This window comes from Celeribacter sp. HF31, assembly GCF_011806455.1.
Lineage (GTDB): Bacteria > Pseudomonadota > Alphaproteobacteria > Rhodobacterales > Rhodobacteraceae > Celeribacter.
This window is the reverse complement of the sequence record NZ_JAATOT010000003.1, coordinates 433,766-458,595: the sequence shown is the minus strand read 5'-3', so window position 1 is coordinate 458,595 and position 24,830 is coordinate 433,766. Positions and strand designations below refer to the sequence as shown.

25 protein-coding genes, 2 tRNA genes and 1 riboswitch are annotated in these 24,830 nt (G+C 58.1%); of the genes, 10 read left to right on the top strand and 17 right to left on the bottom strand.

Going from position 1 to position 24,830, the window contains the following annotated elements:
* Nucleotides 1-17: 17 nt before the first annotated feature.
* Entirely contained in the window at nt 18-506 is a 489-nt protein-coding gene (locus HCZ23_RS08505; RefSeq protein WP_167601292.1) for a hypothetical protein, read from the bottom strand.
* A gap of 174 nt (nt 507-680) precedes the next feature.
* Here HCZ23_RS08505 and HCZ23_RS08500 point away from each other — a divergent pair, with 174 nt between their 5' ends.
* Both HCZ23_RS08500 and HCZ23_RS08495 read left to right on the top strand, forming a co-directional pair.
* Nucleotides 681-968, top strand: coding sequence for a hypothetical protein (locus HCZ23_RS08500; protein ID WP_167601291.1), 288 nt, complete (start codon nt 681-683; stop codon nt 966-968).
* The gene (locus HCZ23_RS08495; RefSeq protein ID WP_167601290.1) at nt 940-1,638 is read left to right on the top strand and encodes a hypothetical protein; all 699 of its coding nucleotides are present in this window, start codon (nt 940-942) and stop codon (nt 1,636-1,638) included. Before HCZ23_RS08500 ends, HCZ23_RS08495 begins: the two co-directional genes overlap by 29 nt.
* Nucleotides 1,639-1,744: 106 nt before the next feature.
* Here the strand turns inward: HCZ23_RS08495 and HCZ23_RS08490 are convergent, their stop codons facing one another.
* The 3 genes from HCZ23_RS08490 to HCZ23_RS08480 all read right to left on the bottom strand — a co-directional run bounded on the left by HCZ23_RS08490 (nt 1,745) and on the right by HCZ23_RS08480 (nt 2,565).
* The gene (locus tag HCZ23_RS08490; RefSeq protein ID WP_167601289.1) at nt 1,745-2,242 is read right to left on the bottom strand and encodes a hypothetical protein; all 498 of its coding nucleotides are present in this window, start codon (nt 2,240-2,242) and stop codon (nt 1,745-1,747) included.
* Nucleotides 2,243-2,271: 29 nt separating this feature from the next.
* Nucleotides 2,272-2,427: a hypothetical protein gene (locus HCZ23_RS08485; protein ID WP_167601288.1), complete on the bottom strand. Its 156-nt coding sequence runs from the start codon at nt 2,425-2,427 to the stop codon at nt 2,272-2,274.
* Between the two features lie 61 nt (nt 2,428-2,488).
* Nucleotides 2,489-2,565, bottom strand: a tRNA-Arg gene (locus HCZ23_RS08480).
* 263 nt (nt 2,566-2,828) lie between these two features.
* On the opposite strand from HCZ23_RS08480, the gene HCZ23_RS08475 reads away from it, so the two are divergent.
* Complete coding sequence (locus tag HCZ23_RS08475; RefSeq protein WP_167601287.1) at nt 2,829-3,887, top strand: LacI family DNA-binding transcriptional regulator; 1,059 nt, start codon at nt 2,829-2,831, stop codon at nt 3,885-3,887.
* A gap of 147 nt (nt 3,888-4,034) precedes the next feature.
* Nucleotides 4,035-5,879 (top strand): dihydroxy-acid dehydratase, encoded by a 1,845-nt coding sequence (gene ilvD, locus HCZ23_RS08470; protein WP_167601286.1) that lies wholly within the window; start codon nt 4,035-4,037, stop codon nt 5,877-5,879.
* Nucleotides 5,880-5,937: 58 nt separating this feature from the next.
* Here ilvD and HCZ23_RS08465 read toward each other — a convergent pair whose 3' ends face one another.
* Nucleotides 5,938-6,846 (bottom strand): META domain-containing protein, encoded by a 909-nt coding sequence (locus tag HCZ23_RS08465; protein WP_167601285.1) that lies wholly within the window; start codon nt 6,844-6,846, stop codon nt 5,938-5,940.
* 133 nt (nt 6,847-6,979) lie between these two features.
* Nucleotides 6,980-7,084, top strand: a riboswitch (TPP riboswitch).
* Nucleotides 7,085-7,128: 44 nt separating this feature from the next.
* Here HCZ23_RS08465 and thiB point away from each other — a divergent pair.
* The 3 genes from thiB to HCZ23_RS08450 are packed head-to-tail and all read left to right on the top strand — an operon-like array spanning nt 7,129 to nt 10,311.
* The gene (gene thiB, locus HCZ23_RS08460) at nt 7,129-8,103 is read left to right on the top strand and encodes a thiamine ABC transporter substrate binding subunit (RefSeq protein WP_167601284.1); all 975 of its coding nucleotides are present in this window, start codon (nt 7,129-7,131) and stop codon (nt 8,101-8,103) included.
* A complete protein-coding gene (locus HCZ23_RS08455) occupies nt 8,079-9,623 on the top strand; it encodes a thiamine/thiamine pyrophosphate ABC transporter permease ThiP (protein ID WP_167601283.1) in 1,545 nt (514 codons plus the stop codon). Before thiB ends, HCZ23_RS08455 begins: the two co-directional genes overlap by 25 nt.
* Nucleotides 9,616-10,311 (top strand): ATP-binding cassette domain-containing protein, encoded by a 696-nt coding sequence (locus HCZ23_RS08450; RefSeq protein ID WP_167601282.1) that lies wholly within the window; start codon nt 9,616-9,618, stop codon nt 10,309-10,311. The genes HCZ23_RS08455 and HCZ23_RS08450 overlap by 8 nt, the downstream gene beginning before the upstream one ends.
* A 48-nt stretch (nt 10,312-10,359) precedes the next feature.
* On the opposite strand, the gene HCZ23_RS08445 is transcribed toward HCZ23_RS08450, so the two are convergent.
* The 6 genes from HCZ23_RS08445 to dapF all read right to left on the bottom strand — a co-directional run bounded on the left by HCZ23_RS08445 (nt 10,360) and on the right by dapF (nt 16,062).
* A complete protein-coding gene (locus tag HCZ23_RS08445) occupies nt 10,360-11,178 on the bottom strand; it encodes a cytochrome c1 (protein ID WP_167601281.1) in 819 nt (272 codons plus the stop codon).
* 17 nt (nt 11,179-11,195) lie between these two features.
* Entirely contained in the window at nt 11,196-12,509 is a 1,314-nt protein-coding gene (petB, locus tag HCZ23_RS08440; protein WP_167601280.1) for a cytochrome b, read from the bottom strand.
* Between the two features lie 11 nt (nt 12,510-12,520).
* Nucleotides 12,521-13,084 (bottom strand): ubiquinol-cytochrome c reductase iron-sulfur subunit, encoded by a 564-nt coding sequence (gene petA, locus HCZ23_RS08435; RefSeq protein ID WP_167601279.1) that lies wholly within the window; start codon nt 13,082-13,084, stop codon nt 12,521-12,523.
* A gap of 244 nt (nt 13,085-13,328) precedes the next feature.
* On the bottom strand, nt 13,329-13,970 hold the full coding sequence (locus HCZ23_RS08430; protein ID WP_167601278.1) for a glutathione S-transferase: 642 nt from the start codon (nt 13,968-13,970) through the stop codon (nt 13,329-13,331).
* On the bottom strand, nt 13,967-15,226 hold the full coding sequence (gene mtaB, locus HCZ23_RS08425; protein WP_167601277.1) for a tRNA (N(6)-L-threonylcarbamoyladenosine(37)-C(2))-methylthiotransferase MtaB: 1,260 nt from the start codon (nt 15,224-15,226) through the stop codon (nt 13,967-13,969). Before mtaB ends, HCZ23_RS08430 begins: the two co-directional genes overlap by 4 nt.
* Nucleotides 15,226-16,062, bottom strand: a complete 837-nt coding sequence (gene dapF, locus HCZ23_RS08420) for a diaminopimelate epimerase (RefSeq protein ID WP_167601276.1) — start codon at nt 16,060-16,062, stop codon at nt 15,226-15,228. The genes mtaB and dapF overlap by 1 nt, the downstream gene beginning before the upstream one ends.
* A gap of 114 nt (nt 16,063-16,176) precedes the next feature.
* Here dapF and HCZ23_RS08415 point away from each other — a divergent pair.
* A tRNA-Lys gene (locus HCZ23_RS08415) sits at nt 16,177-16,252 on the top strand.
* Nucleotides 16,253-16,803: 551 nt separating this feature from the next.
* Nucleotides 16,804-18,993, top strand: coding sequence for a choice-of-anchor F family protein (locus HCZ23_RS08410; RefSeq protein ID WP_167601275.1), 2,190 nt, complete (start codon nt 16,804-16,806; stop codon nt 18,991-18,993).
* A 145-nt stretch (nt 18,994-19,138) separates the two neighbouring features.
* On the opposite strand, the gene HCZ23_RS08405 is transcribed toward HCZ23_RS08410, so the two are convergent.
* The 5 genes from HCZ23_RS08405 to HCZ23_RS08385 form a co-directional block, all read right to left on the bottom strand.
* Nucleotides 19,139-20,290, bottom strand: coding sequence for a hypothetical protein (locus HCZ23_RS08405; RefSeq protein WP_167601274.1), 1,152 nt, complete (start codon nt 20,288-20,290; stop codon nt 19,139-19,141).
* Nucleotides 20,291-20,480: 190 nt separating this feature from the next.
* A complete protein-coding gene (locus HCZ23_RS08400; RefSeq protein ID WP_167601273.1) occupies nt 20,481-20,702 on the bottom strand; it encodes a hypothetical protein in 222 nt (73 codons plus the stop codon).
* Between the two features lie 151 nt (nt 20,703-20,853).
* Nucleotides 20,854-21,078 carry an AlpA family transcriptional regulator gene (locus tag HCZ23_RS08395; protein ID WP_175580883.1) on the bottom strand — a complete coding sequence of 75 codons (225 nt, stop codon included), beginning with the start codon at nt 21,076-21,078 and terminating at the stop codon, nt 20,854-20,856.
* A 107-nt stretch (nt 21,079-21,185) separates the two neighbouring features.
* Nucleotides 21,186-21,884 carry a hypothetical protein gene (locus HCZ23_RS08390; protein ID WP_167601272.1) on the bottom strand — a complete coding sequence of 233 codons (699 nt, stop codon included), beginning with the start codon at nt 21,882-21,884 and terminating at the stop codon, nt 21,186-21,188.
* Between the two features lie 127 nt (nt 21,885-22,011).
* A complete protein-coding gene (locus HCZ23_RS08385) occupies nt 22,012-23,202 on the bottom strand; it encodes a site-specific integrase (RefSeq protein ID WP_167601271.1) in 1,191 nt (396 codons plus the stop codon).
* A 136-nt stretch (nt 23,203-23,338) separates the two neighbouring features.
* Here HCZ23_RS08385 and HCZ23_RS08380 point away from each other — a divergent pair, with 136 nt between their 5' ends.
* Complete coding sequence (locus HCZ23_RS08380; RefSeq protein WP_167601270.1) at nt 23,339-23,530, top strand: hypothetical protein; 192 nt, start codon at nt 23,339-23,341, stop codon at nt 23,528-23,530.
* A gap of 68 nt (nt 23,531-23,598) precedes the next feature.
* Here HCZ23_RS08380 and nqrF read toward each other — a convergent pair whose 3' ends face one another.
* Complete coding sequence (gene nqrF / locus HCZ23_RS08375; RefSeq protein WP_167601269.1) at nt 23,599-24,822, bottom strand: NADH:ubiquinone reductase (Na(+)-transporting) subunit F; 1,224 nt, start codon at nt 24,820-24,822, stop codon at nt 23,599-23,601.
* Nucleotides 24,823-24,830: the final 8 nt, after the last annotated feature.

Genomic DNA, 24,830 nt, shown 5'->3' with positions numbered 1-24,830 from the left:
CTCGATTTTTTAAGAACTCAGCGACGGACGTATCCTTGGTCGCGGTAACGGTCGTGAACGCGATCCCGCTCGATGCGGTAGCCAAAATTGTTCAGACAACCGACATCGTAGGCGTCCTTTTTGCCCTGACGGGTATGAACGCGGGTCTCGCAGGCCCGGGGCAAATGCGCACGGGCGTTCTTCGGGGCTTGACGTTCGATACAGCGTTCCAAAGCCACCAAGCGGTGTTTGTTGCCATAGCCCGCACTCACGACACATTGGTTCGGAATACGATAGTCATGCCCCCAGTCCCGCCCAGGGGCGCGATCCTTATCGGGATGTGGCTGGGTGACGGTAACCTTGTCGTCGTTTTTGCCATCCAGCGCCTTGCCGATCACGAAGAGCGTCAAAAGCCCACCCAGCGCCAAAGCGGCGTCATTGTCTCCGGCACGGGCCGGCGCGGCGGAAATGCCAGCGGTGGCAATGGAAAGCGCAAGCAGCCCTGCGGTGAATTTGGTCAGTCTCATCGGTCGTCCTTTCAAAGCCTGCGGCCCGCCTTTTTGTGGGCTGAGCACGTTGATGGGACGGTGATGGCCGGTTTTCGGAAAATCGCTCAATAACAGCGGCCTGTCATTGGATAGCAGGCGGAAAAACCGGCTTTGCTATTGAATAACAACCGCAAAACTCACAGGATCGCGAGCATGAAAAAGCACCTTCTCCCCCTCATTGTTGCGCTCGCCACCCTGCCCGGTCTGGCCAGCGCCTCCTGTTACGCCAGCTACAAAGCCAAGCGTGACAATCCGCTCAAGCTGCACTTCGGCGTGGCCGAGGTGGGCGAGTCTCAGTGTTCGAAAGACGCGGCGGCGCAGGCGATCGGGCCGCGGCTTGAGAAAGAGGGCTGGCATCTTCTCTCCATCGTGGCGATGATCCCCGAAGAGAAACTGGGCGAGGTCAAAGCCGATGCTGGCGACTATTTCCTCCGATACTGACAGCCGCAAAGTGTCGCGTGTGGCGATCTATGGCATCGTGGCGATCGTCACGATCCTCTTGATCGCTGCCGTATTGCTTTTCGTGAACCTGCCGGACGCGAACGCCTTCAACACGCGGGTCGAACGGATTTTCGTCGAGAACGATCTGACCACACAGGCGGAAATCAAATTGCTCGAAATCCTCGCGCAATCGGGGACGTCCTTTTCTGGTGTGCTCAATTCCTACCGCATGGTGATCTTTGTCCTCTTGGTCTTTGCGACTGCTTTGCTGATCGCCGCTCTCGTCTTTCTCGTGGTGATCATCGCGCTCAACAAACGCATGAGCGAGATCGAAAAACGCGGGATCGAGGTGTCGTCCCTGTTGATCTCGCGCACGGAGAACACGGTTTACCTGAACAACATGGAATTCAAACTGACCCCTGCGGCGATTGAAACCCTCTCCGTTCTGGCCGAAGCGCGTCTCGACGATGACGTCCTGTCCGGCGCCGAGATCGAAGCGGTGATTTCGGGTCGTAACTCCGCCGATTGCGATGAGGCCGCTGGTGCGACGCGGATCAAACGCCTGCGCGATACGCTTGGGAATCAGATGGTCAGCGAGCTTTTGGTGAAAAACATCGCCCGCAAAGGCTACATGCTGTCCTGTCCGCGCGATGTCATTAAAATGGTGTGATTGCGCTTACCTCTTCCGCTCACAACCTGGGTGACTGCGGCAATACAGCCTTAAATTTGTGAACGCTGGTCTTGTCACCGCTCCCGCAAAGACATGCCCAAACGCATCACAGAGAAGAACCACCCTTTTTCTGCCGCGTGCCGAGGGTCGCTTGGTAGGCCTTGTGGAAAACCACCCTCACTTTTCCGGTATTCCGCTCAAAAATGTACCAAAAGACCACAGCAACGAAACCGGAAAGCACAAGCCACAACACAAAAAGCGGCCAACCCTCTGAAAGTGACTGGCTTCGGTAGTTCCCCCGAAAAGCGGATAGCAGCGCAAGCGTCGGAAAATGCGTGAGATACAGGGCAAGCAGAGCAATCGAAAACAAGATATAATACCAGAACTCATAGCTGATACTCCACAGCGGGCCATTGCTTCCGAATGCCAGAACCAAGATTTCCTGAAGAAAAACGGCATTCCCAAGAAATATAGTCACGTCAAATTGCCCGCCGGCCGATGGCCCGCTATAAAATTCCGGATATGCGCCTACATAAAAATCTGAACCCAAGTAGTATTGCCCGACCAGGTCCAGAACAGCCGTAAAAAGCAATGCCGGGATCATGACAGTCCATAGACGCGCAAAACGCTTGATCAGATCGTCACTCCACGATCATCTTCCGGATGAGATCGATTGTGTGCAGAACCGGCGACCAGATACCCCGAAGCACCAGCAATGCGATCATAGTTCTCGAAGAACATTGGACGGGCATGCGACAACATAACGAGCATCGCAGCGATACCGCGCATCCAATTCAGTCCGGCCAATTCGTTCCTTAGAAAGTGTCCCTCGTACTCGATCCTCGCAATATGGTGACCCCGGCAGGATTCGAACCTGCAACCTGCCCCTTAGGAGGGGGCTGCTCTATCCAGTTGAGCCACGGGGCCACATCTGATTCTTAGCCTTGCGGTATACCGAGGCACAAGGGTTGAGGCGCACCTTGCTGCTGAGAAATCGAAATAGGGTCCCGTTAAGGCAAACTCTGTGCGCTCGACCAAATACGCACAGTTTTCTCAAACCGCGCGGGGTAAGTCCGATAGCGCGCACAGGAAAACATGTTAGCGTTAACAATTTTCCGCGACGCCAGATGGACAAGGCGGTTTTATGGTGTAGACTGACAGGAATTACAATCAGTTCAGAGGGTCAGGCCATGTCACAGGGTTCAGGAAATACACCGTCGAAACGGCCGCTCACGCTGCGAGACGTCTCTGAGGCCTCCGGCGTCTCTGAAATGACCGTCAGCCGTGTGCTCCGCAATCGGGGAGATGTGTCCGAGGCCACCCGGACAAAGGTTTTGGAAGCCGCCCGCGAACTTGGCTACGTGCCGAACAAAATCGCAGGTGCGCTCGCCTCCTCGCGCGTGAACCTTGTGGCCGTGATCATCCCTTCAATGTCCAACATGGTGTTCCCCGAGGTCATGACCGGCATCAATGAGGTGCTCGAAGACACTGAACTTCAGCCCGTCGTCGGCATCACAAATTACAAACCCGAACGCGAAGAGGCGGTGCTCTACCAGATGCTGTCCTGGCGTCCCTCCGGCGTGATTATTGCAGGGTTGGAACACACCGAAGCGTCCAAGGCGATGATGGCCGCGGCGGGCATTCCGATCGTGGAAATCATGGACACAGACGGCGAGGCGATCGACGCCGCAGTTGGTATCTCGCACCGCCGTGCCGGTCGCAAAATGGCACAGGCCATCATTGATGCCGGCTACAAACGGATCGGGTTTCTCGGCACCAAAATGCCGCTCGACCACCGCGCCCGCAAACGTTTCGAGGGGTTCACCGAAGTGCTCGCGAAATCCGGTCTCGAAATCGCCGACAGCGAATTCTACTCCGGCGGCTCCGCGCTTAAAAAAGGCCGTGAGATGACCGAGACCATTCTCAAGCGCAACGAAGAAGATCCGTTGGATTTCCTTTATTACTCCAATGATATGATCGGTGCTGGCGGGCTGATGTATTGCCTCGACAACGGCATCGACGTGCCGGGGGACATCGGCCTTGCGGGGTTCAACGGCATCGAATTCCTTGATGGTCTGCCGCGCAAATTGGCGACGATGGACGCCTGCCGCGCCGAGATCGGACGCGCTGCGGCGCAGATCATCGCCAAACGGGTCGAAGATGAAAACGCAGCAGGCGGTGAGATCGTCACGCTCGAACCCTCTCTTGAATTTGGCGACACGCTCAAACGCAAGAAAAAGCTGATCTAAGCGCCGGATCACCGGATCGGCCTCGATTCAAGCAACATTATTCATCTGCGCACATGCGGTCGTGACTGGAAATGTCGCGCCGAAAGCCTTATGCAACGTCAACCCGCCCCATAGGCGGCTCATATGACGTTACAGAAAGCCAACACCATGCCTCATTACAGATCCCGCCGCTCGACCCATGGCCGGAACATGGCCGGTGCCCGCGGCCTTTGGCGCGCGACCGGCATGACCGATGGAGATTTCGGCAAGCCGATCATCGCGGTCGTGAACTCGTTCACGCAATTCGTACCCGGCCACGTCCATCTCAAGGACCTCGGCCAGATGGTGGCGCGCGAGATTGAAAACGCGGGCGGTGTGGCGAAAGAATTCAACACCATTGCGGTCGATGACGGCATCGCCATGGGCCATGACGGGATGCTCTACTCCCTGCCCTCGCGCGAAATCATCGCGGATTCGGTGGAGTATATGGTGAACGCCCATTGCGCGGACGCCATGGTCTGTATCTCCAACTGCGATAAAATCACCCCCGGCATGATGATGGCCGCGATGCGCCTCAACATCCCGGTGATCTTTGTTTCCGGCGGTCCGATGGAGGCCGGTAAGGTGCAGATCGGCGATCTCGAGCGCGCTGTGGACCTCGTCGATGCGATGGTTGCCGCCGCCGATGATCAATATACCGACGAACAGGTCGACGCATTTGAACAGAACGCCTGCCCGACCTGCGGGTCGTGTTCTGGCATGTTCACCGCCAACTCGATGAACTGCCTGGCCGAGGCGCTGGGTCTGGCCCTTCCGGGCAACGGCTCGACGCTGGCGACCCATGCGGATCGTAAGAACCTGTTCCTTGAGGCCGGGCGCAAGATCGTCGAGATCACCAAGAAGCACTACGAAGAGGAGCTTCCGGGCTACCTTCCGCGTGAGATCGCGACCTTCGAAGCGTTTGAGAACGCCATGTCCCTCGACATCGCTATGGGCGGGTCCACGAATACGGTGCTGCACCTCTTGGCCATCGCCTATGAGGGCAAGGTGAATTTCACCATGCAAGACATCGACCGCCTGTCGCGCAAGGTCCCCTGCCTCTGCAAAGTCGCGCCGAACATCCACAACGTCCATATGGAAGACGTGCACCGCGCTGGCGGCATTTTCTCCATCCTGGGCGAGATGCATCGTGGCGGCTTGCTGCATGGCGATGTCCGCACCGTGCACAGCGACACGATGGCGGCGGCGATTGCCCAATGGGACATCACGGTTGCGAACAATCCCGAGGCCGAACAGCTTTTCAAAGCGGCCCCGGGCGGCGTGCGCACGACTCAGGCGTTTTCGACCGAGAACCGCTACAAGGAACTCGACACCGACCGCGAAAATGGCGTGATCCGCTCTGTGGAACATGCCTTCTCGAAAGACGGCGGTCTGGCCGTTCTGTTCGGCAACATCGCCGAGCGTGGCTGTATCGTGAAAACGGCGGGTGTGGATGAAAGCATCCTGAAATTCACTGGCACCGCCCGCGTATACGAGTCGCAAGACGATGCGGTGAACGGCGTGTTGACCCGCGAAGTGCAGGCAGGCGAAGTGGTCATCATCCGCTACGAGGGGCCGCAAGGCGGTCCCGGTATGCAGGAGATGCTCTACCCGACGTCGTACTTGAAATCCAAAGGTCTGGGCAAAAAATGCGCGCTTTTGACGGATGGCCGGTTCTCTGGCGGCACCTCGGGTCTCTCGATTGGCCACGTCTCCCCCGAGGCGGCTGAGGGTGGTTTGATCGGGCTGGTGGAAACCGGCGATACGGTCGAGATCGACATCCCGAACCGTTCGATCCAGCTCAAGGTCGATGACGCCGTACTCGCGGCCCGTCGCGAAGAGAAAGGCCCGCTGCCGTGGAAACCTGCGGCCCCGCGTCCGCGCGCCGTCTCCACCGCGCTCAAGGCCTATGCGATGCTGGCCTCTGCGGCGGACAAAGGCGGGGTGCGCATACTGCCGGAAGACGCACAATAAGGCTTTAATCCAGCTCAAAAGACATAAACGCCGCCTCCATTCGGGGCGGCGTTTTGCATTAGCGGCGTGCCGTGATCAGCGCCTCACCCTGGCCAAAGAGCACAAGCGCACCGGACTCGTCGATGTCGAAGCGATCCACTTTGGACAGAGCCTCCAACACATGCGCTTCCTGCTGCATCAGGGCCTCCGGGCACATCATTCGGGTCACAGCCAGCGGTGCAAAAGACAGCCCCTCGCCAGTCAGCTCAACTCCACCCGTGAAGCGATTGCACCCGGTCGAACCAGAAACCCGTTCACCGTCGAACACCAGCGTCGCGTGGCTTGCGTCAATCACACCCGTGCCCGCGATATCCTCGATCTGCCACTCAGGCCCATTCAATAGATCCACCGCCTCCCCCGCACAGCCATGAAATGAGGTCACGCCTCGAGTCAGGGTCACAGTTTCCGGATAGGCCTGTCCGGACATGTCATCATGGCAAAGCTGAGGCGACACCAAGAGATCAAGCCCATCCGTCTGATAGAGTAGCCCTTCGTCATGCACTTGCGCCAAAGGCCACGCGCTTTCAATGACGGTTTCGCCATAGTCCAATTCAGCCTGCATCTGGCCTTCACTCACCGAGACACGCCAGCCCGGCTCATTGCCGCGCGCCACCCAAGGCGCCTCGGACCCAATGAGCGAACAGTCCATTTCGACCCCATTCCAGCCCAAAAGCGCCTGATCGCCCTTGATCCAGAACAGCACCCCTTCGGCTTCATTCTCATAACGCGCGCCGGAGGCGGAGATCGTTTGCGGCACAGTCACGACACGCCCATCCATCTCGAGAATAGCGGCCTCATCGGCAAACCCTGCGCGTCCCGCAAGGCCCTCGCACATGACCTTCGTACTGAAACCGGCCGGCACAGAATTGGCGAAAACCGGGGCAGCCAGGGCCATGGCTCCGACAAACACAACACTCGCGATCTTCATAGCATCCTCCCCAAATATTGGTGTCAGACTATGGTGAAGCTGAGTTGGGGTCCATGTCTTCGCCTTCAAAGACCTGTTATCTGACGGCGCCCTTCTATTGGGCTTGTACTTTTCGCGATGGATCACTAGCTTCGCCCCTACCTCGGGGTGCCCGTGCCAGACACGGCTGAGATGCGAACGCGAACCCGTTGAACCTGAACCGGCTAACACCGGCGGAGGGAAGGTATCAGCGATGTTCCACACGCGACCTTTTTCTTCGCCCATTTTATGATGGAGCGAGCCATGAAATATGGATTGACCCTCGCGGCCTTGCTGGCCGCAACCTCTGCGCAGGCAGACACTCTCACCGTTTACGCCCCAGATTATTTCGCCTCCGAATGGGGCCCCGGCCCCGCGATCAAGGCGGCCTTCGAGGAAGAATGCGATTGCGAGCTTGAGTATATCACCGGCGATGTCCTTCCGCGCCTTCGCCTTGAAGGCAAACGCACCAAAGCCGATGTCGCGATCGGCATCAATGTGGATGCGATGAAACAGGCCCGCGACACCGGTCTGTTCGCACCCCACGGCGTGGACCTGTCGCCCTTGACCATGCCGATTGCGTGGACCGACGAGACGTTTTTGCCCTTCGATTGGTCTTTCGCGGCTTTCGTCTATGACAACACGAAAATCACCAATCCGCCCAAGTCCTTTCATGAGTTGGTGAATTCCGACGAGGATTGGAAAATCGCCATCCAAGACCCGCGCACCTCGAGTTCGGGTCTAACTCTGGTGCTTTGGGGGCATGAGGTCTTTGGCGATGAGGTCGAAGCGGCCTGGACCAAACTGGCGCCCAAGGTGACCACCGTGACCAAAGGCTGGTCGGAGGCCTACGGCATGTTCACCGACGGTCAGGTCGATATGGTGCTCTCCTACACCGTTTCCCCGGCCTATCACATCATCGCCGAGGGGGATGAGACCAAATCCGCAGCCCTCTTCGACGAAGGGCATTACATGTCCGTCGAACTGACCGCGAAACTCGCAGGTACGGATCAGCCGGAGTTGGCGGATCAGTTTATGAATTTCGTCCTGTCTCCCGCGTTCCAAAACATCATCCCGACCGCCAATTGGTCCTATCCTTCCGCGCTTCCGAAAGAGCAATGGCCGGAGGAGTTTTCGCAGCTGAACTATCCCGACAAGGCGATCCTTCTGGGAGAAGACGAAGCCGCAGCCCTGCGGGATGAAGCGATTGCCGAATGGCGCAGCGCGTTTTCTCAGTAACCCTCTGGCCCGGCCTCATCGCGGCGGCTTTGGTCGCCGCCTTGAGCTTTGGGACATTGGGGGCGGTGGCGTTACGGGCGGAAAGCTTTTCCGCCCTCTCCCGTTTTGACTGGATGGCGGTGCGCTTCACGGTGGTGCAAGCGCTGTTGTCCGCCGGGCTCTCCGTGCTCTTCGCCATCCCCGCCGCACGTGCCTTGGCCCGACGCAGCTTTCCGGGCCGAGGCCTGTTGATCACGCTTTTGGGCGCGCCTTTTATCTTGCCGACCATCGTGGCGATCCTCGGCTTGACGGCTGTTTTCGGCAATGCGGGATTTGTCTCTATTGCGCTGAACTGGGCTGGATTAGAGCCTATTTCAATCTACGGATTTCACGGCGTCGTGTTGGCGCATGTGTTTTTCAACCTGCCTCTGGCGACCCGGCTTCTGCTTCAGGGGTGGGGCGCCATTCCGGCGGAAAGATTCCGTCTCGCCTCCTCGCTCCATTTCGGCCCGCGTGACATCTTTCGTCACCTCGAACTGCCGATGCTCAAAGAGATCGTGCCCGGCGCCTTCACCGTCATTTTCCTGATCTGCACCACCTCTTTTGCCATCGCGCTCACCTTTGGTGGCGGGCCCAAGGCGACCACGGTCGAGCTCGCGATCTACGAGGCGTTTCGCTATGACTTCAACCTCGGCAAAGCCTCGCTTTTGGCCCTGATCCAAGTGGTGATCTGCGCTGTTGCGGCGGCTGCCTCTTTGAAATTTCGCGTGCCACAGATGGGATCGGGTGGGCTTCATCGCGTGGTGCAACGCTTCGATGTCCGCAATGGCACTGCGCGGGCGCTCGATGTCATTTGGGTTGGCCTGATCAGTCTCTTTCTTCTGACACCCTTGCTGGCGATTACCCTGCGTGGCGCGCCGGGGCTTTTGGACCTGCCCACCTCGGTCTGGTCTGCGGCCCTGCGCTCGATTTTGACGGCCATCGGCTCGGCGTTTCTGGCGATCATCATGTCACTGACCTTGGCGCTCGCCGCGCTGCGGTTTCGCAGTCTTGAGATTATTGGCATGTCCTCCATCGCCGCCTCGCCGCTGGTGATGGGCACAGGGCTTTACATCGTGCTCTTTGCCATCACCGACCCTGCCGATTGGGCCTTGCCGATCACGGCGCTGGTCAATGCCGTCATGTCGATGCCCTTCATCTTGCGCGCCTTGGGACCGGCTTTAGCCGGGGCGGAGCGCGACTACGGGCGCCTCTCCGACAGTCTTGGTTTGACCGGATTAAGCCGGGTTCGGCTCGTTCTTTTGCCGCGCCTGCGTGTGCCTATGGGGTTTTCTGCGGGTCTTGCCGCGGCCCTTTCGATGGGGGATTTGGGCGTGATAGCCCTCTTCGCCCGCCCGGAGGCGGCGACGCTGCCGTTGCAAATCTATCGTCTCATGGGGTCCTATCGCATGGACCAGGCGATGGGCGCGGCTTTGCTGCTTTTGGGGCTGAGTTTGGCTCTGTTTTACATCTTCGATCTTTGGGGGAGACGCCGTGCTTGAGCTTCGATCCATCCGCCTGACACAGGGTGATTTCACTCTCTCCGGCGACTTTTCGATCCCCGATGGGGCGCGTGTCGCCATTATCGGCCCATCGGGCGCGGGAAAATCCACTCTGTTGTCGCTGATCGGTGGGTTCGAGGTGCCGGACGCGGGCGCACTGCTTTGGGACAGGAAGGACGTGACGCAGGCCCTGCCCCACGAGCGGCCGATCTCGCATCTGTTTCAGGACAACAACCTGTTTGCCCATATGACGGCGGCGCAAAATGTTGGGCTTGGGATCAAGCCCAACCTGCGTCTGAGCAAAGCGGAGCAAGAGCGCGTGTCCGAGGCGCTCAGTGCCGTCGGTCTTGCCAGAATGGAAGCACGCCGCCCTGCGGAGCTTTCGGGCGGACAACAGAGCCGTGTCGCGCTCGCGCGCGTCTTGGTGCAAGAAAAGCCTCTGATCCTGTTGGACGAACCCTTTTCTGCGCTGGGACCGGCGATGCGGGGCGAGATGATCGGTCTCGCCAAAGAGGTCAGCGAAAAACTTGGCGCGACGATGTTGATGGTCACTCATGACATCCCGGATGTGGACCGCTTCGCCGATCTGGTGATCTGGATCGAGGACGGGCACTGCCAGCCGCCACGAGACTGGGCGGAGATGAAAGCCGATCCGCCACAAGGGCTCAAAGCCTACATTGGACCATGAAAAAAGCGCCCCAAATCGGGGCGCTTTCTATGTCAAACCAACGCGAACTCAGAGCGAGGTCTTTTTACCTTTGTGCGGAGCCCAAAGCTTTTTGTTCGTCAGGTACAAAAGCGAAGTCAGGATCACAAGGAAGGTCACGGCCACGAAACCGGCCTTCTTGCGCGCCATCATCTTGGGCTCAGCCGCCCACATCAGGAAGGCGGCGACGTCTTCGGCCTCGTGGTGCAGCTCGTTGGAGTGACCGTCGGCAAATTCGACGTCCTCACCGTAGAGCGGCGGGGCCATGGCGATCCAACCGGTCGAGAACGCGGTGTTCTCGTAATAGGTGGTGCCCGCTTCGACTTTTTCCTCGCCGGTGTAACCGGTGAGAATGGCGACGATGTACTCGGGGCCACCAATGCCTTTGAGGAACTGGTTGATCCCGAGGCCCGCCGGGCCGTGGAAGCCCGCGCGCGCCTTCGCCATCAGCGACAGATCCGGCGCGTTTTGCGATTCGTTGGCCGGGAAGTGGTCGTTCTCGGTCAGCGGACGCGCGGCGCCTTCTTCATAGTCGAAGAGATGCATGTTGGCGGCTTCGTCTGCCACGAAAAGCTGGGACGCGTAGGCGCGCACCTGATCTTCGGGAAGCCGCGGACCACCTTCATCCGCGAGGGTGCGGATCGGCACGAATTTCATGCCGTGGCAGGAGGAGCAGACCTCAGTGTAAATCTGAAGACCGCGCTGAAGCTGCATCTGGTCGTATTTGCCAAACGGGCCTTCAAAGGAGAAGTCCACGTCATGGATATGCCCGCCTTCGCCCGCGGCCAGAGCGGCCGTGGCAGAAAGACCCAAAGCGGTGAGGGCGGAGAGGGTGAGGTTCTTGATCATTGTCCCTGTTTCCTTTCTCACTCTGCCGCGCCCGGGTAGTGGGACGCGAAATCTTCTTCGATGGAGGCCGGCAGCGGGGCCGGTTTTTCGAGCACACCCAGAAGCGGGAGGATCACGAAGAAGTAGGCGAACCAATAGGTTGCACCGATCAGCGAGATATACGGGTAGATGCCGTCGGTCGGCATGGCGCCCACCCACATCAGCACGACGAAGTCGATAGCGAGAAGCCAGAACCACCATTTGAAGCTCGGGCGGTATTTGCCCGAACGCACGGACGACGTGTCCAGCCACGGCACGAGAGCCATGGCGATGATGGCGCCGAACATGGCGAGCACACCGAAGAACTTCGCATCGACGATGCCGCCGGTGAGGAAGGACACGACTTGCACGGCCCAAACGTCTGCGGTGAAAGCGCGCAGAATCGCGTAGAACGGCAGGAAGTACCATTCCGGCACGATGTGAGCCGGCGTCGAAAGCGGGTTGGCTTCGATGTAGTTGTCCGGGTGGCCGAGGTAGTTCGGCATGAAACCGACAACCGCGAAGAAGGCGATCAGGACCACGCCCAGGGCGAAGAGGTCTTTGATCACGAAATACGGCCAGAACGGCAGCGTGTCTTTTTCCGCTTCGGCTTTCGAGGTGCGGCGCACTTCAACACCCGTGGGGTTGTTGTTGCCGGTGTTATGGAACGCCCAGATGTGCACGATCACCAGACCTGCGATCACGAAGGGCAGGAGGTAGTGCAGCGAGAAGAAGCGGTTCAGCGTGGCGTTGTCCACGGCTGGTCCGCCCAGAAGCCAGGTCTGGATCGGCTCGCCGATGAACGGGATTGCGCCGAAGAGGCCGGTGATCACGGTCGCGCCCCAGAAGGACATCTGACCCCAAGGCAGAACGTAGCCCATGAAACCGGTCGCCATCATCAGGAGGTAGATGATCATGCCGATGATCCATGTGATCTCACGCGGCGCCTTGTAGGAGCCGTAGTAGAGACCGCGGAAAATGTGCAGATACACGGCGAAGAAGAAGAGCGACGCGCCATTGGCGTGCAGGTAGCGCAGCATATGGCCGCCGTTCACGTCCCGCATGATGTGTTCGACGGAGGCGAAGGCCAGATCGACATGCGGGGTGTAATGCATCACCAGAACGATACCGGTGACGATCTGAAGCGCGAGGCAGAATGCGAGGACGATGCCCCAGATCCACATCCAGTTCAGGTTTTTCGGGGTCGGGATCATCAGCGTGTCGTAAATCAGGCCGATGACAGGAAGCCGTTTCTCGACGCCTTTGGTAAAGGTCGATTTCGGCTCGTAATGGTCGTGCGGAATACCAGACATAAGTTCCTCCCTTAGCCCAGAACAATCTCGGTGTCGCCGTCGAAGGCGGCAATCGGAACCGGGAGGTTCTCGGGCGCCGGCCCTTTGCGGATACGACCGGAGGTATCATAGTGAGAACCGTGACACGGGCAGAACCAGCCACCGAAGTCACCGGCCCCATCGCCCAGCGGCACACAGCCGAGGTGGGTACAAACCCCCATCATCACCAGCCATTCGCCAGCTTCGTCCATGGAGCGGTTCTGATCTTCGGCGTCGAGTGTCGCGTCTTTGTTGTCGTTGCGGGCAATCGGGTCGACCAGCTCGTCCATGGTCACCGCGCGCGCCGCGTCGATTTCCTCTTGGGTACGACGACGGATGAACACCGGCTTGCCGCGCCACTTGACGGTCAGCTGCGTGCCCGTCTCGACACCGCTGATATCAACGCGGATCGAGCTGAGCGCCTGAACGTCTGCGGAGGGGTTCATCTGGTTGACCAGCGGCCAGACTACGGCACCAGCGGCAACTGCACCAGCGCCACCAGTGGCGTAGTACAGGAAATCGCGTCGGGTGCCTTCGTGTTCATCTACGTGGGACACTGCAATTCTCCAATTTCTTCGGCCGGTCCTCCCCGGCCAATACATGAGAGGCCGCAGTTTTCCCGCAGCCCTTCGCAGGCGGTTTTAGCGAGCGTAGGCGCCCACGTCTAGCATTCAATGAATTGTGAACCTACGCGATCTGTCGCGGTGTGGTGTCTTGGGGACAGGTAAGATATATCTCAAAAATACCTATATTCGCTAACATGCGTTGATGTTTTGCGGATTTCGTCTTTTCCTTTGAATTTCAGGCGCGTGCGGTATCCGGGAAAATCACAGGCGTGTCCCCCGGCTGCCATTTTGCATATTTCGCCATAATCTCAGCGAACCGCCCGGACGCCAAAAATCTCGCCAACCAGCCCTGAACCCCCGGCCAATCCGCCTCATCGAACCATGCCCGGTCCACCATGGCGAATTGTCGCACGAAGGTGATCGTGGCCAGATCGGCAAGGCTGGGCCTGTCACCATAGAGCCATGGGCGCTCGCGCAGCAGCCCGTCCACCTGTCTCAGAATGGCGGCTGCCTTCTCCCGCTCGACCAGCGGCTCGACGCCTTCATAACGCGTCTCATACTTGTAACGGTCCAGCGCGGTTTTGAACGGGCCTTCGATTTGGGCAATCCAGTCTTCACCCTCTGGCGGCATACCCAGAAGCCCCTCCGGGTCATTCTGCGCCAGCGCCCAATCCATGATGTCACGGCTTTCTTCGATCACACCCGTCTCTGTGATCAACACGGGCACGGTACCTTTCGGCGAGGCCGCAAGCATCTCCTGCGGCTTGTCGCGGAGCACCACTTCACGAAGCTCCACCTCGAGCCCCGCCGAAGCAATCGCAAGCCGCGCCCGCATCGCATAGGGACAGCGGCGGAAGGAATAGAGGATGGGTCTCATGCGGTCAGCTGCGTGCCTTTGACGCCGGTGATCACCGCTTTGAGGATTGCCCCCTCATCCTGCGCCGTCGCAAAGCTCACCTCGGTGAACTGTTCCGTCCGGCCCATATGCGGGTTTTCCATCAGAATGACATGCTCGCGCCCGATCTGCGCCTTGAGATGCTTTTGCACCTGTTCGTCGCCCACCGCCCGCAGACGCGCGGCGCGGTCGCGGATCACCTTGCCATTCACCTGACGCGGAATTTTCGCAGCGGGCGTACCTTCGCGTTTCGAATAGGGAAAGACGTGCAACCATGTCAGGTCACAATCCGTCACCAGCTTCATCGAATTCTCGAACTGTGCCTCGGTCTCCGTCGGGAAACCTGCGATAATATCCGCGCCAAAGGTCATCTCGGGCCGCAATTTGCGCGCCTCTTCACAGAAGCGGATCGCATCGTCACGCAGGTGCCGCCGCGCCATGCGTTTGAGAATCAGATCGTCGCCATGCTGCAAGGACAGGTGCAGATGCGGCATCAAACGCGGCTCCGTGGCGATGGCCTGCATCAGCATCTCGTCGGCCTCGATGGAATCGATCGACGAGATCCGCAGACGCGGCAGATCCGGCACCAGTTTCAGAATGCGCATCACCAGATCGCCCAGACGCGGCATCGCCGGCAAATCCGCGCCCCAAGAGGTCAGATCGACCCCGGTGAGCACCACTTCGTTGAAGCCCTTGTCCACCAGCCGCCTAATCTGATCGACCACAACACCGGCGGGCACGGAACGCGAGTTGCCGCGGCCATAGGGAATGATGCAGAAGGTACAGCGGTGATCGCAGCCGTTTTGCACCTGCACATAGGCCCGGTGCCGTCCGAAGCCGTCAATCAGATGCCCGGCGGTCTCGGTCACCGACATGATGTCATTGACCTGCACCCGTTCGGTGTCGCCGATGAAATTCGGCCCCATGCTCTGCCAGGTTTCTGGCTGCATCTTTTCCGTATTGCCGATCACCAGATCGACCTCGCCCATGGTGGCAAAGGTCTCCGGCTCCGTCTGCGCCGCGCATCCGGTGACGATGATCTTCGCCTCCGGGTTTTCGCGCCGCAGTTTGCGAATCTCCTGCCGGGCCTTACGCACGGCTTCGGCGGTCACCGCACAGGTGTTGACCACCACGGCATTCTCGACCCCATTGGCCTCGGCCAGCTCTTTCATCGCCTCGGTTTCATAGGCGTTGAGGCGACAGCCGAGTGTCGCAAAGATTGGCGGTTTGGCGGACATCAGACGCGCTCCAGAAAAGACGCGTCGAATTCTGCCTGAAACACCAGTTGCGTCGGACCAGTCATCCAGACGCCATCCTCGCGCCAATCGAGTGTCAGCCAGCCACCATCGACCTCCATCCGCACCTTTTTGTCCGTCAGACCGCGCACAGAAGCCGCCACAGCCGTCGCACAGGCGCCGGAGCCACAGGCCAGCGTGATCCCCGTGCCGCGCTCCCAAACGCGCATTCTGATCTCGTCACGCGCGCGCACTTCGGCGAATTCCACATTGGTGCGCTGCGGGAAAAGCGGGTCGTATTCGACGCGCTTGCCCCAACCGGCAACATCCACCTCTTGAATGTCCGGCACAATGAACACCGCATGCGGATTGCCCATGCCCACCGCAACAGGCTCGCCGTCAAGTGGCAGGAAATCAGTGTCCACAGGATGCGACAACGGCACCTCGTCCCACATCCGCTGCGGGTGACCCATGTTGACCGAGACCTCATCGCCCGCACGCCGGGCGATCAAGACCCCGCGTTCCGTACGGATCGTGATCTCGTCCTGTCCCGTCTCATCCAACATCAACCGCCCGACACAGCGCGTGGCGTTGCCACAGGCGCCCGCCCGCGATCCGTCGGAGTTCCAGAAATCGAGATCAATGTCCGCGGCATCCGAGCTCCGAATCTCGGCCAGTTGATCGAAACCGACGCCACGATGGCGGTCGCCCACGGCGCGCGCCAGTTCAGCGGTAACAATCGCGTCCCGCCCCCGTGAATCGACGATCACGAAGTCATTGCCAAGCCCATGCATTTTCAGAAAAGGGAGGCGGCGAGAGCTGTCAAAATCCTGTTGCATGGGCGGGCATATAAACCTTGTCGGAACCTTTTCCAAGAAAATCTCAGTTTTGCGCTTGACGGTCCTGACCCACGACATTAAACCGCGCCGGACAGTCGATGAGACTGAGAGAGTGGGCCGTTAGCTCAGTTGGTAGAGCAACTGACTTTTAATCAGTGGGTCGCAGGTTCGAATCCTGCACGGCTCACCACTTTCTTCCAGTAAGATCAAATGGTTAGGGGCAGAGACGCCCTATCACATCAGTTCCTGCTTTCTTTTCCGGAAGCAATAAGGAAGCATGCAGAGGGAAGAAACTGTGTGGCGAGGGAGCAACGGTGCCTCCATCTGGAATTCAGAGCGGCAGATACTCTGTCGCTCGACCGCGCTTTCCAAATTCTCAAATGACTATTTCAAGCGTTGTCTTGAATGCGCTCTTATTGAAGTTGATCGGAGTCGCTTCCTTGTCCGTCCTCAAGTTGGACCGGGTTCTAGTCGGCGGTGGAAAAAAACCGTGACCGGTGAATAAAATTAACGGCAAGCCATAGCCGTTGCATCCCCGCAACATAGTAACCATTTTGCTCAATCTGCGGAAAAATCGTTTTCTTGCAACCCATACTTGTCGGTATACAATCCATACTCATTCGTATATTTGCATAAGTGTGGTCGTATTTGGCCCATGTCATATTCGTTCAGATTTATGCTGGTTACTCTTAACGCACAAAACGTTCCCAGTTCATGGGAAGATCACTCGCGGGGGATCAAATGAACCTTAAAACTCTGAAACTTCAAACCTGTGCGCCCTTGGCCATTTGTACTCTGATCGGTACGTCGGCATTCGCCGGATCGTTCGACACGGTGCCGGTGATCGATGTCACCGGGGACGGCTATGTTTTTGCCGATCCTGCGGAGGGCGTTCTCGAACCCGGCATTCAATCTTTCACGGAGGAGCCGGGCGCGGAATATTCCAACACAGGGAATCCAAATGGTATCTTGAACTGCCTCATGGCCTATAATCCGGACCTTGAAGGCTGCGATGCCCCGCGAGGTTCCGGGAAACGGATCAAAACCCGCCTGACTGGCTCTGACGGCATGGATATTCGCCTGAGCACGCAAAGCACGGGTGACGTGACTGAATATTACGTGTTCGGTAAGACGTCCAACCTAACCGGCGCCCGCATGCTCGGCTTTCAATTTGAACTCGGCACCGGCTCAGGCAGTGACTTTGTCGCATTCGATACGACGGACCCGACCTATGCCGCCTTGTTTGATGTTGAATTCACCGACGGCAAATTCAATCTGCCAGATGGCTTGTTCGGCGATGGCGGAAACGAGAGCGACACCGGTTTCTTCGACGCCACGTCGGCGGTCATGAGTACGGATCAGTTGACGGCCGCGCTGATCGAGCTTGGCGCAATTTCCAGCAGCAGTACATATACGGACCTTTTCGGCGACGGATTCTTGGACGATACGCAAGTCCCGGACGGGTTCTTTTTTGATATGTCGAGCTACGATGAGACCGCGGACGAGCCAGCACTCATCGCTTGGTACAATGTCAGTGCCGGTGCGTGGGTCTACGGCAATGTGGATGCTGATGCGATCACTGCACTGGAAACCGAGCTGGGTATGTCTGTCGGCTACTCTGCCGAAAGTGAACTGTCCGACGAAGTCGTGGCAGCGATGCAAGCCAACGGCCTAATCAGCGTCGATATCATCGAAGATCTGCGCAACATGAACCTGAACTTCATGATCGAGCTTGGCGATGTTGACGGCAATGAGGTCACTCTACGACTCGTTCCGGTCTTCTCCGATATCGTCAATGAGACCTACACAGAATATCAGTTCAAGGTTGCGGGTATGCTCGATGGCGCGGCTGAGATCCCTTACCTCGATCTCGGTAACGCTGCGCTGTATCAGGCTGCGGTCGACGAAATCCTTGCGCTCGATGAGGCGGACCAATTGGCTGCACTGGAAAGTGTCGGCTTTAGCTTCCTCGGCAGTTATAACTCGCTTTCCTACGAGTTGGGCCGTGCGATGACAGCAGCCATGCCGGAAGGTGGGGTTAATCGCAGCTCCTCAGGGGCAACGCTTTCGACAAAAGGCATGCCGAACGGCTGGTTGCTCGGAGAGAATGTCTCTGGCTTCGTGACGGCACGGGGGGGAGCAGCCAGTTATGACCGTACGACCAATGGGACCGGCTATGACGTCGACACTTATGCCTTTGCCGCGGGGGCCGAATGGCAGCTCGATCCGACCTTGAGCTTCGGCGTCATGGTCGGCGGCGGTACGGGCAAGGCTGACGCGCAGTCCGGACTTGGCTCGGTTGACGCAGATGCCCTGTCGATTGCAGTTTTCGGACGCAAAGCCTTTGGCGAAGGCGGGAGCATCAGCGCCGTCCTTGGCTATCAGGACCTGTCTTTCGATAGCACGCGCAACGTATTGGACGAAACAGCCGTTGGCGAGACTGACGGTTCTCAGATTTTCGCCGCACTGAAAGCGAAATACCTGTTCCAGAATGGTGCTTTCACTTATGGACCGCGGGCCTCGGTTGAATATTTCAAGCAGAAGGTTGACGGTTTTGAGGAAACTGGCGCCGGAGCGTGGAACCTTGCCATTGGCGATCAGGATGGCGATGTGGTCATCGCTTCTGTCGGCATCATGGGCGAATATGCCCTACCGCAGTCCACGCAAGAGACCCTGTTGACTGGTACGCTCTCGCTGACCAGTACGTCTGGTGACGATCAGTTGATTGAGACAGGTTTCGTTGGTCTGCCCTCGACAACTGTGCCCGTCGATGGGTTCGACAATCAGTGGATTGATTTGGAACTTGGCTTCTCCAGTGTGCTTAGTGCAACTTCCGCTGCCCAGACAACATTGCGTGGCGGATATCATGGTTCCTTTGGCGACGATTATGAGAGCCATGCACTTCAGCTTTCTGTGAATTTCCAATTCTGATTAGGCTCATCAGAGGGAGAACAGGAGACAGCGCATGAAATATGCGCTGTCTTTTTTCTTTCTGCACGTCAACCATTGACGATCTCTCGCGTTTCTAAAGACTTTCAAACATCTATTGCATTAAAAAATGCTACCCGCCCTTTCATCACCCCACAAACCGATACCGTTCCTTTGCCTTGCTGAGCTTGTTGGCGGCGCGCTCGGGGTCGGCTTGGATTTCCATCCGCAACCGCTCGCCCATATCCTGCATGTAGCCCTGTAGATCGTCGCTTTCGACGCCCTCAAGAGCCGCTAGAGTGGTGCAATTGCCCAAGGTGAGGGCGAGGATCATTTTGATCTGATCGGCCTTGTGCACCTCCTTCACGGCGCTGGCGCCCACATGGCTGCGCAGCTCGGTCAGGTCTTCGTCCGCGTCCAGCTTGGCGACATCCCAAATCTCGTGGTTCGGCCAGCGGGCGCGGTTTGTGTCCGTCGGGTCCGGCTCACAATAGCGGATTTTCTCGAAGGCTTCCGAGATCACGTCGCCGAATTTGGCGTCGAAATCTTCCCAAGTGGTGATGCCCCAGCGGTCCTTCATGATCCGCTTGCCCGCACGGACCTCCACGCGCCAGATTTGGCTCCCTGAGCGGTCTTTTGGGTCCAGAGAGGGCAAACCCTCGGAATTGAGATTGGCATTCCACAAGTCCCACCAGATCGGTTTGCGCTTATCGGTGACTTCGAGGCGCTTGTCGTAGATGATCACCTGACGCCCCGGCGTCTTGCCAACGGTCACAGAGGTGAAGCGCCCGGAATTGCCGTTACTGCGGGTGTGCTCGTCTGGCGTTAAATGATCCGCGCGGTTCGTGTGGCTGTGGATCACAAAATTCTCCGGCGTTAGCTCAAACTCAGGGGCCAAAATATCGACGCAAAAGTCGGTACGCCCGATGCTGACCTGTCGCGGGCCATAGCGCACGCCCAGCCGTTCCAGTGTGTTCGCGATGTGGGTCCGGACATAGCCCAGCCCTTGTGTTGCCAGCATGAGCGAACCGACGACAATGCGGATGCCCCAAGAATCGCGGGCATTCGGCTCCTTAAAGAACCATGTGACATTCAGAGGCCCGCCTTGCAGCACGAAGCGATAGCCCTGCACGCCGTGGGGCAGGAGGTCAAAATCTGCCCCGCCATAGCTCACAAGGCGTTTCTTGCGGGCTTCCTCCGCCTCTTCGCGGATCGGGTCGAGATGTTCGAACAGCTCGGGCGGAATATTGGCCTCAATCGACAATTCCAGACGGTGAAAGCCACGGTGAACGATTTTCATAGATTGGGTTTCTCTCTATGGCGGGCGGTATTTCCAGAGGGGGGTGCTACAATCACCCCCCTCATTCGGCCGATGCCGCGCGCATTGGTTGGGGATGTTCAGGGAAGTGTGGGCGCATGCGCGCCCTTTCATGGTGCCTCCGGCGGGGCAGCGATTGTTTTGGGGCCGGGCTGGACGCCCGGCGCTCCAATTAGACGTTTGCGGCAAGCTGCTTTGCGATCCAGCTTTCCGCCCGTTCCGCGCATTTGGAGAGGTTCAGCAGGTCATTGTGACCGAAGGCGCTTGTGTTGCGCCAGTCGCCTTCCTGCGTCTTGTAGGCGCGTGTCAGATCGACGGAATAGAAGCCGTCATTGTTCCAGATGGTGGCCGTGATCAGGCCGATTTTGAACCTGTATGCAGGTTGGTTTGACATGGTGATTTCCTCCTATTGCCAGTTCGTTTGTCAGTGCAGCGGACATAGAAAGGGCGCGAGGTGACGGTGTCTCGCCCCGCGCCCCTAGAGCCATCCGGCCCCAAAATCCCGCTCGTTGCTGCCAACTCCGAACGGGCAAAACTCTAGTGAATTAGGAAGGTGCGCAGGTCGTGTTCGCCACGCGCTTTGCGCCGATCCAGTCTTGCAGATCGCGGCGCGTGTATCGCACGGATCGGCCAGAGACTTTGATGAAGAGCGGCCCGCCACCGCGCACGCGCCAGTTCTGCAAGGCGCGCACGGAATAGCACAGGTAGCTGGCCGCTTCTTTCTCGTCGATCAGGCGGTCGTAGTAGTCAGGATCAGGTTGTGTTTGCATGTTGCCCTCGCGGCATGTCGTTTCATTGAGAGCTTTATGCAGCGTGTTCGAATCGCGCGGTAACACCACATAGGTATTTTTCTAAACCCTATGTGGTGTGTACTCGGTCAGTCTTCGGCAAGCACGCGCTGGATGCGCCGCCCGAGGGCAACAGGAGTGCTAAAACTTTCAGGGGCGTAATCATCTAAAATGGCTTGCGCCATATGAAAAAACTTCCCGTTAAACTCATCTGCTGCGGTCTCGTCTCGATAGCATTGCGATTTGGCGGCAGAGCCTGTTTCGATTTCGTACAGCTCCGCTAAATCGCTCAGGAGCTGATCCAGTGCCGGGTTGGCGCTGCCCTTCTTTGCGCCCTTTGTCTCGGCAAACAGGTCCAATTCCATTTGGCAGGCAGTAATAATATTTTCGGCGGCGCGTTGTGCATCGGCGACGCTTTGATCGTCGTTTGGGACAGGTTCATCGCTGTCTAAGCTCCACCCCTCCCATCGCCTTTCTTCTGTCACAGCTGCGAGGTTCGTGTCCAAGGCGCGCGTAACATCCGGGGCTAGCGCGTCCATGGCCTCAATCAACTGAGACGCCTTGTCCCGCAACTTGGTCAGTTGGGCGCGGCGTTCCTTCTTCGGCGTCGTGTTTGTGGTTTCCCGATACAGTTCATAGCGGGTCAGGATACGGACAAGGTCCGAGCGGAATTGCGCAAGCTCGGCTTCGGCACCGATCACGGCATGAAGAGACGCAATAAGGTCTTCGGAAAGGTCGGCCTCAACCTCACCCCGCAGGGTGATGGTTTCCCCTAGTTCCTCTGCCATATTGCCCTCCGCTCCACGCTTCGTGCGGACCATATCAATACGTTAGAAAACCCGCCAGCATCGCCGCCGGTATCATAGCGATACGTTGCGTAGGAAATGCGGCCTCGATTTACGCCCGATACGTAGCCTATCGCACGACACGCAACGCGGGGCCGTCCTGCTTGTCCCTGTTACGTACCGCACGGGCCAGACGCGCGGCGACAGACCCGGCGGCTTTTTGAACCGCATCGTCGGCAAGGTGCGCGTAGCGCAAAGTTGTGGTCAGATTTTTATGGCCCAGAATTTCTTTCAGCGTGAACGGGTCGATCCCGTCTTTCATCGCGACGGATGCATAGGTGTGTCGCAGGTCGTGGATACGCACGTCATTCAAACCGGCGCGTTCCCGGATGCGCCGCCATGGCTTTTGCAAATTCACCAAGGGCTGCCCATCAACATCGCCCAAGATCACGAAGGGATTTCCCTTTTCGCGCGGCAAGTCCATCAAAATATCATAGGCCTCACGCGGCAAGGGAATGCGCCACCGTCCCGTCTTGCTGTCGGGCAATTCCAGGTGGTGGCTCGTCACATAGTCCCAGCGCAGCGTCAGAATCTCACTTAGGCGGCATCCGGTGTAGATCAGCAGCAGAATGGCCGAAACCACGTAGAGGCTCTCTGTGCCCTCTTCCAGCGTGTCTGCGAGCACTTCGCCGAGGCGGATTTGCTCTGCGTCGGAAAGGTAGCGTTTCTTTTCTTCCTCGCGGAATTTCTTGATCCGGCGCGCCGGGTTCGTTCCGGCCTGACGCAATCCCCAGTCTTCCGCCAGATTGAAGAGTTTGGACAACATGCTGGCGGCGCGATTGGCCTGATAAGGCGTGTCCCGCAATTCGTGGTGAAACGCGACCACGTCGGCGCGACTTACTTCGGCGATTGCGATAGGGCCGAGTTTGGGCCGAATGAAACGCCGGATAATGCTGTGATAGTCGCGGGCAGTCGTCGGCTTGCAATGCTGATCCACATATTCTTCCAGAAAGCGATCACACAGCCCCGCAATCGTCGGAGCATGACGTTTAGCACGTCGCTGGGCCGAAGGGTCTTCCCCGCGTGCAACAGAGGCTAGAAGCTGCTTGGCCTCATTGCGCGCTTCCTCGGTCGTCAAAACACCATGCTGACCGATGGTGACGCGCCGTGTGCGGTGACCGGCACGATATTGCACGAGGTAGGTCTTCTTGCCGGAGGGATAGACCCGAATGCCAAAACCGCTCATGTCACGATCCCAGACAAAATAGTCCGCTGTTTCGACCTCAAGCCCTTCCACGAACCGTTTCGTCAGTTTGAACATTTCCAGAACACTCCCTGCTTCCGTTTTGCTTCCGGAAGCTATACGGAAGCAAATTGCGATGAATTATGGCGTAACTGATGAAGCGTCGGAGTGGTCGGACTCAAGATAAATAATTGTTTATAATGCATTTTTGTAAATGCAGCGCAAACTGGCGAAATGCATGAAAATCGCTCTGGCCGTTCTTTTAATCAGTGGGTCGCAGGTTCGAATCCTGCACGGCTCACCACTTTCACCAAAGACCGAAAACAAAAAGCCGCGAGACATCCGTCTGGCGGCTTTTGTTTTTTTCGGCATCTCCGAACAGAATCGCCCGCCAATCTCCCCCTAGAAACGAAAACTGCCGCCAGAGCCTTTTGTGGCTTGGCGGCAGGTCGTCATTTCAGGTCCTTGGCGGGATTACCCCCCGAAGTCATCGAGCATGATGTCTTCGCGGTCCACGCCGAGGTCCAACAGCATGTTGATCACGGATTGGTTCATGATGGGCGGCCCACACATGTAATATTCGCAATCCTCAGGCGCCGGGTGATTCTTGAGGTATTCTTCAAACAGCACATTGTGGATGAAGCCGGTGTAACCGCCCCAATCGTCCTCCGGCAGGGCGTCAGAGAGCGCCACGTGCCAGGTGAAATTCGGGAATTCTTTCGCCAGCTCGTCAAAGTCCTCGACAAAGAACATCTCACGCTTGGACCGTGCGCCGTACCAGAAAGTGATCTTGCGATCGCGGTTTTCGAGGCGTTTGAGCTGGTCGAAGATGTGCGAGCGCATCGGCGCCATCCCGGCGCCACCGCCGATAAAGACCATTTCCTTATCCGTATCACGCGCGAAGAATTCACCGAACGGACCGGAAATCGTGACCTTGTCACCGGGCTTGAGGTTGAAGATGTAGGACGACATCTGACCCGGCGGAATGCCGGTCGAGCGCGGCGGCGGCGAGGCGACGCGGACGTTGAGCATGATCATGCCCTTCTCATCCGGGTAGTTCGCCATCGAATAGGCGCGCTCAATGGGTTCATCCACGACCGATTCATATTGCCAAAGGTCGAACTTGTCCCAGTCCTCGCGATAGTCTTCTTCGACGTCGAAATCCTTATAGGACAATTTGTGCGCGGGCGCTTCGATCTGGATATAGCCACCGGCGCGGAAGTTCACATCCTCGCCTTCGGGCAGGTCCAGAACCAGCGCCTTGATGAAGGTCGCCACGTTGTGGTTCGAGCGCACAGTGCACTCCCACTTTTTGACGCCGAAGACCTCTTCGGGCACTTCGATCTCCATATCCTGCTTCACCGCCACCTGACAGGACAGGCGGTCGCCACAGGCAGCCTCACGTTTGGTGATATGGCTTTCCTCGGTCGGCAGGATGGACCCGCCGCCAGAATGAATACGCACACGACACTGCGCACAGGTGCCACCACCGCCACAGGCCGACGGCACGAACAGCTTTTGTCCCGCCAGCGTCTGCAAAAGCTTGCCACCGGCGGGGACGGAGATCGTCTTTTCACCGTTGATGGTGATGTTGACGTTGCCGGAACTCACAAGTTTCGACCGCGCCGCCAAAATGACCGCCACAAGTGCGATCACGATCAGGGTAAAGAGCAGAACGCCCAGACTGAATGTCATCATGATCCTGG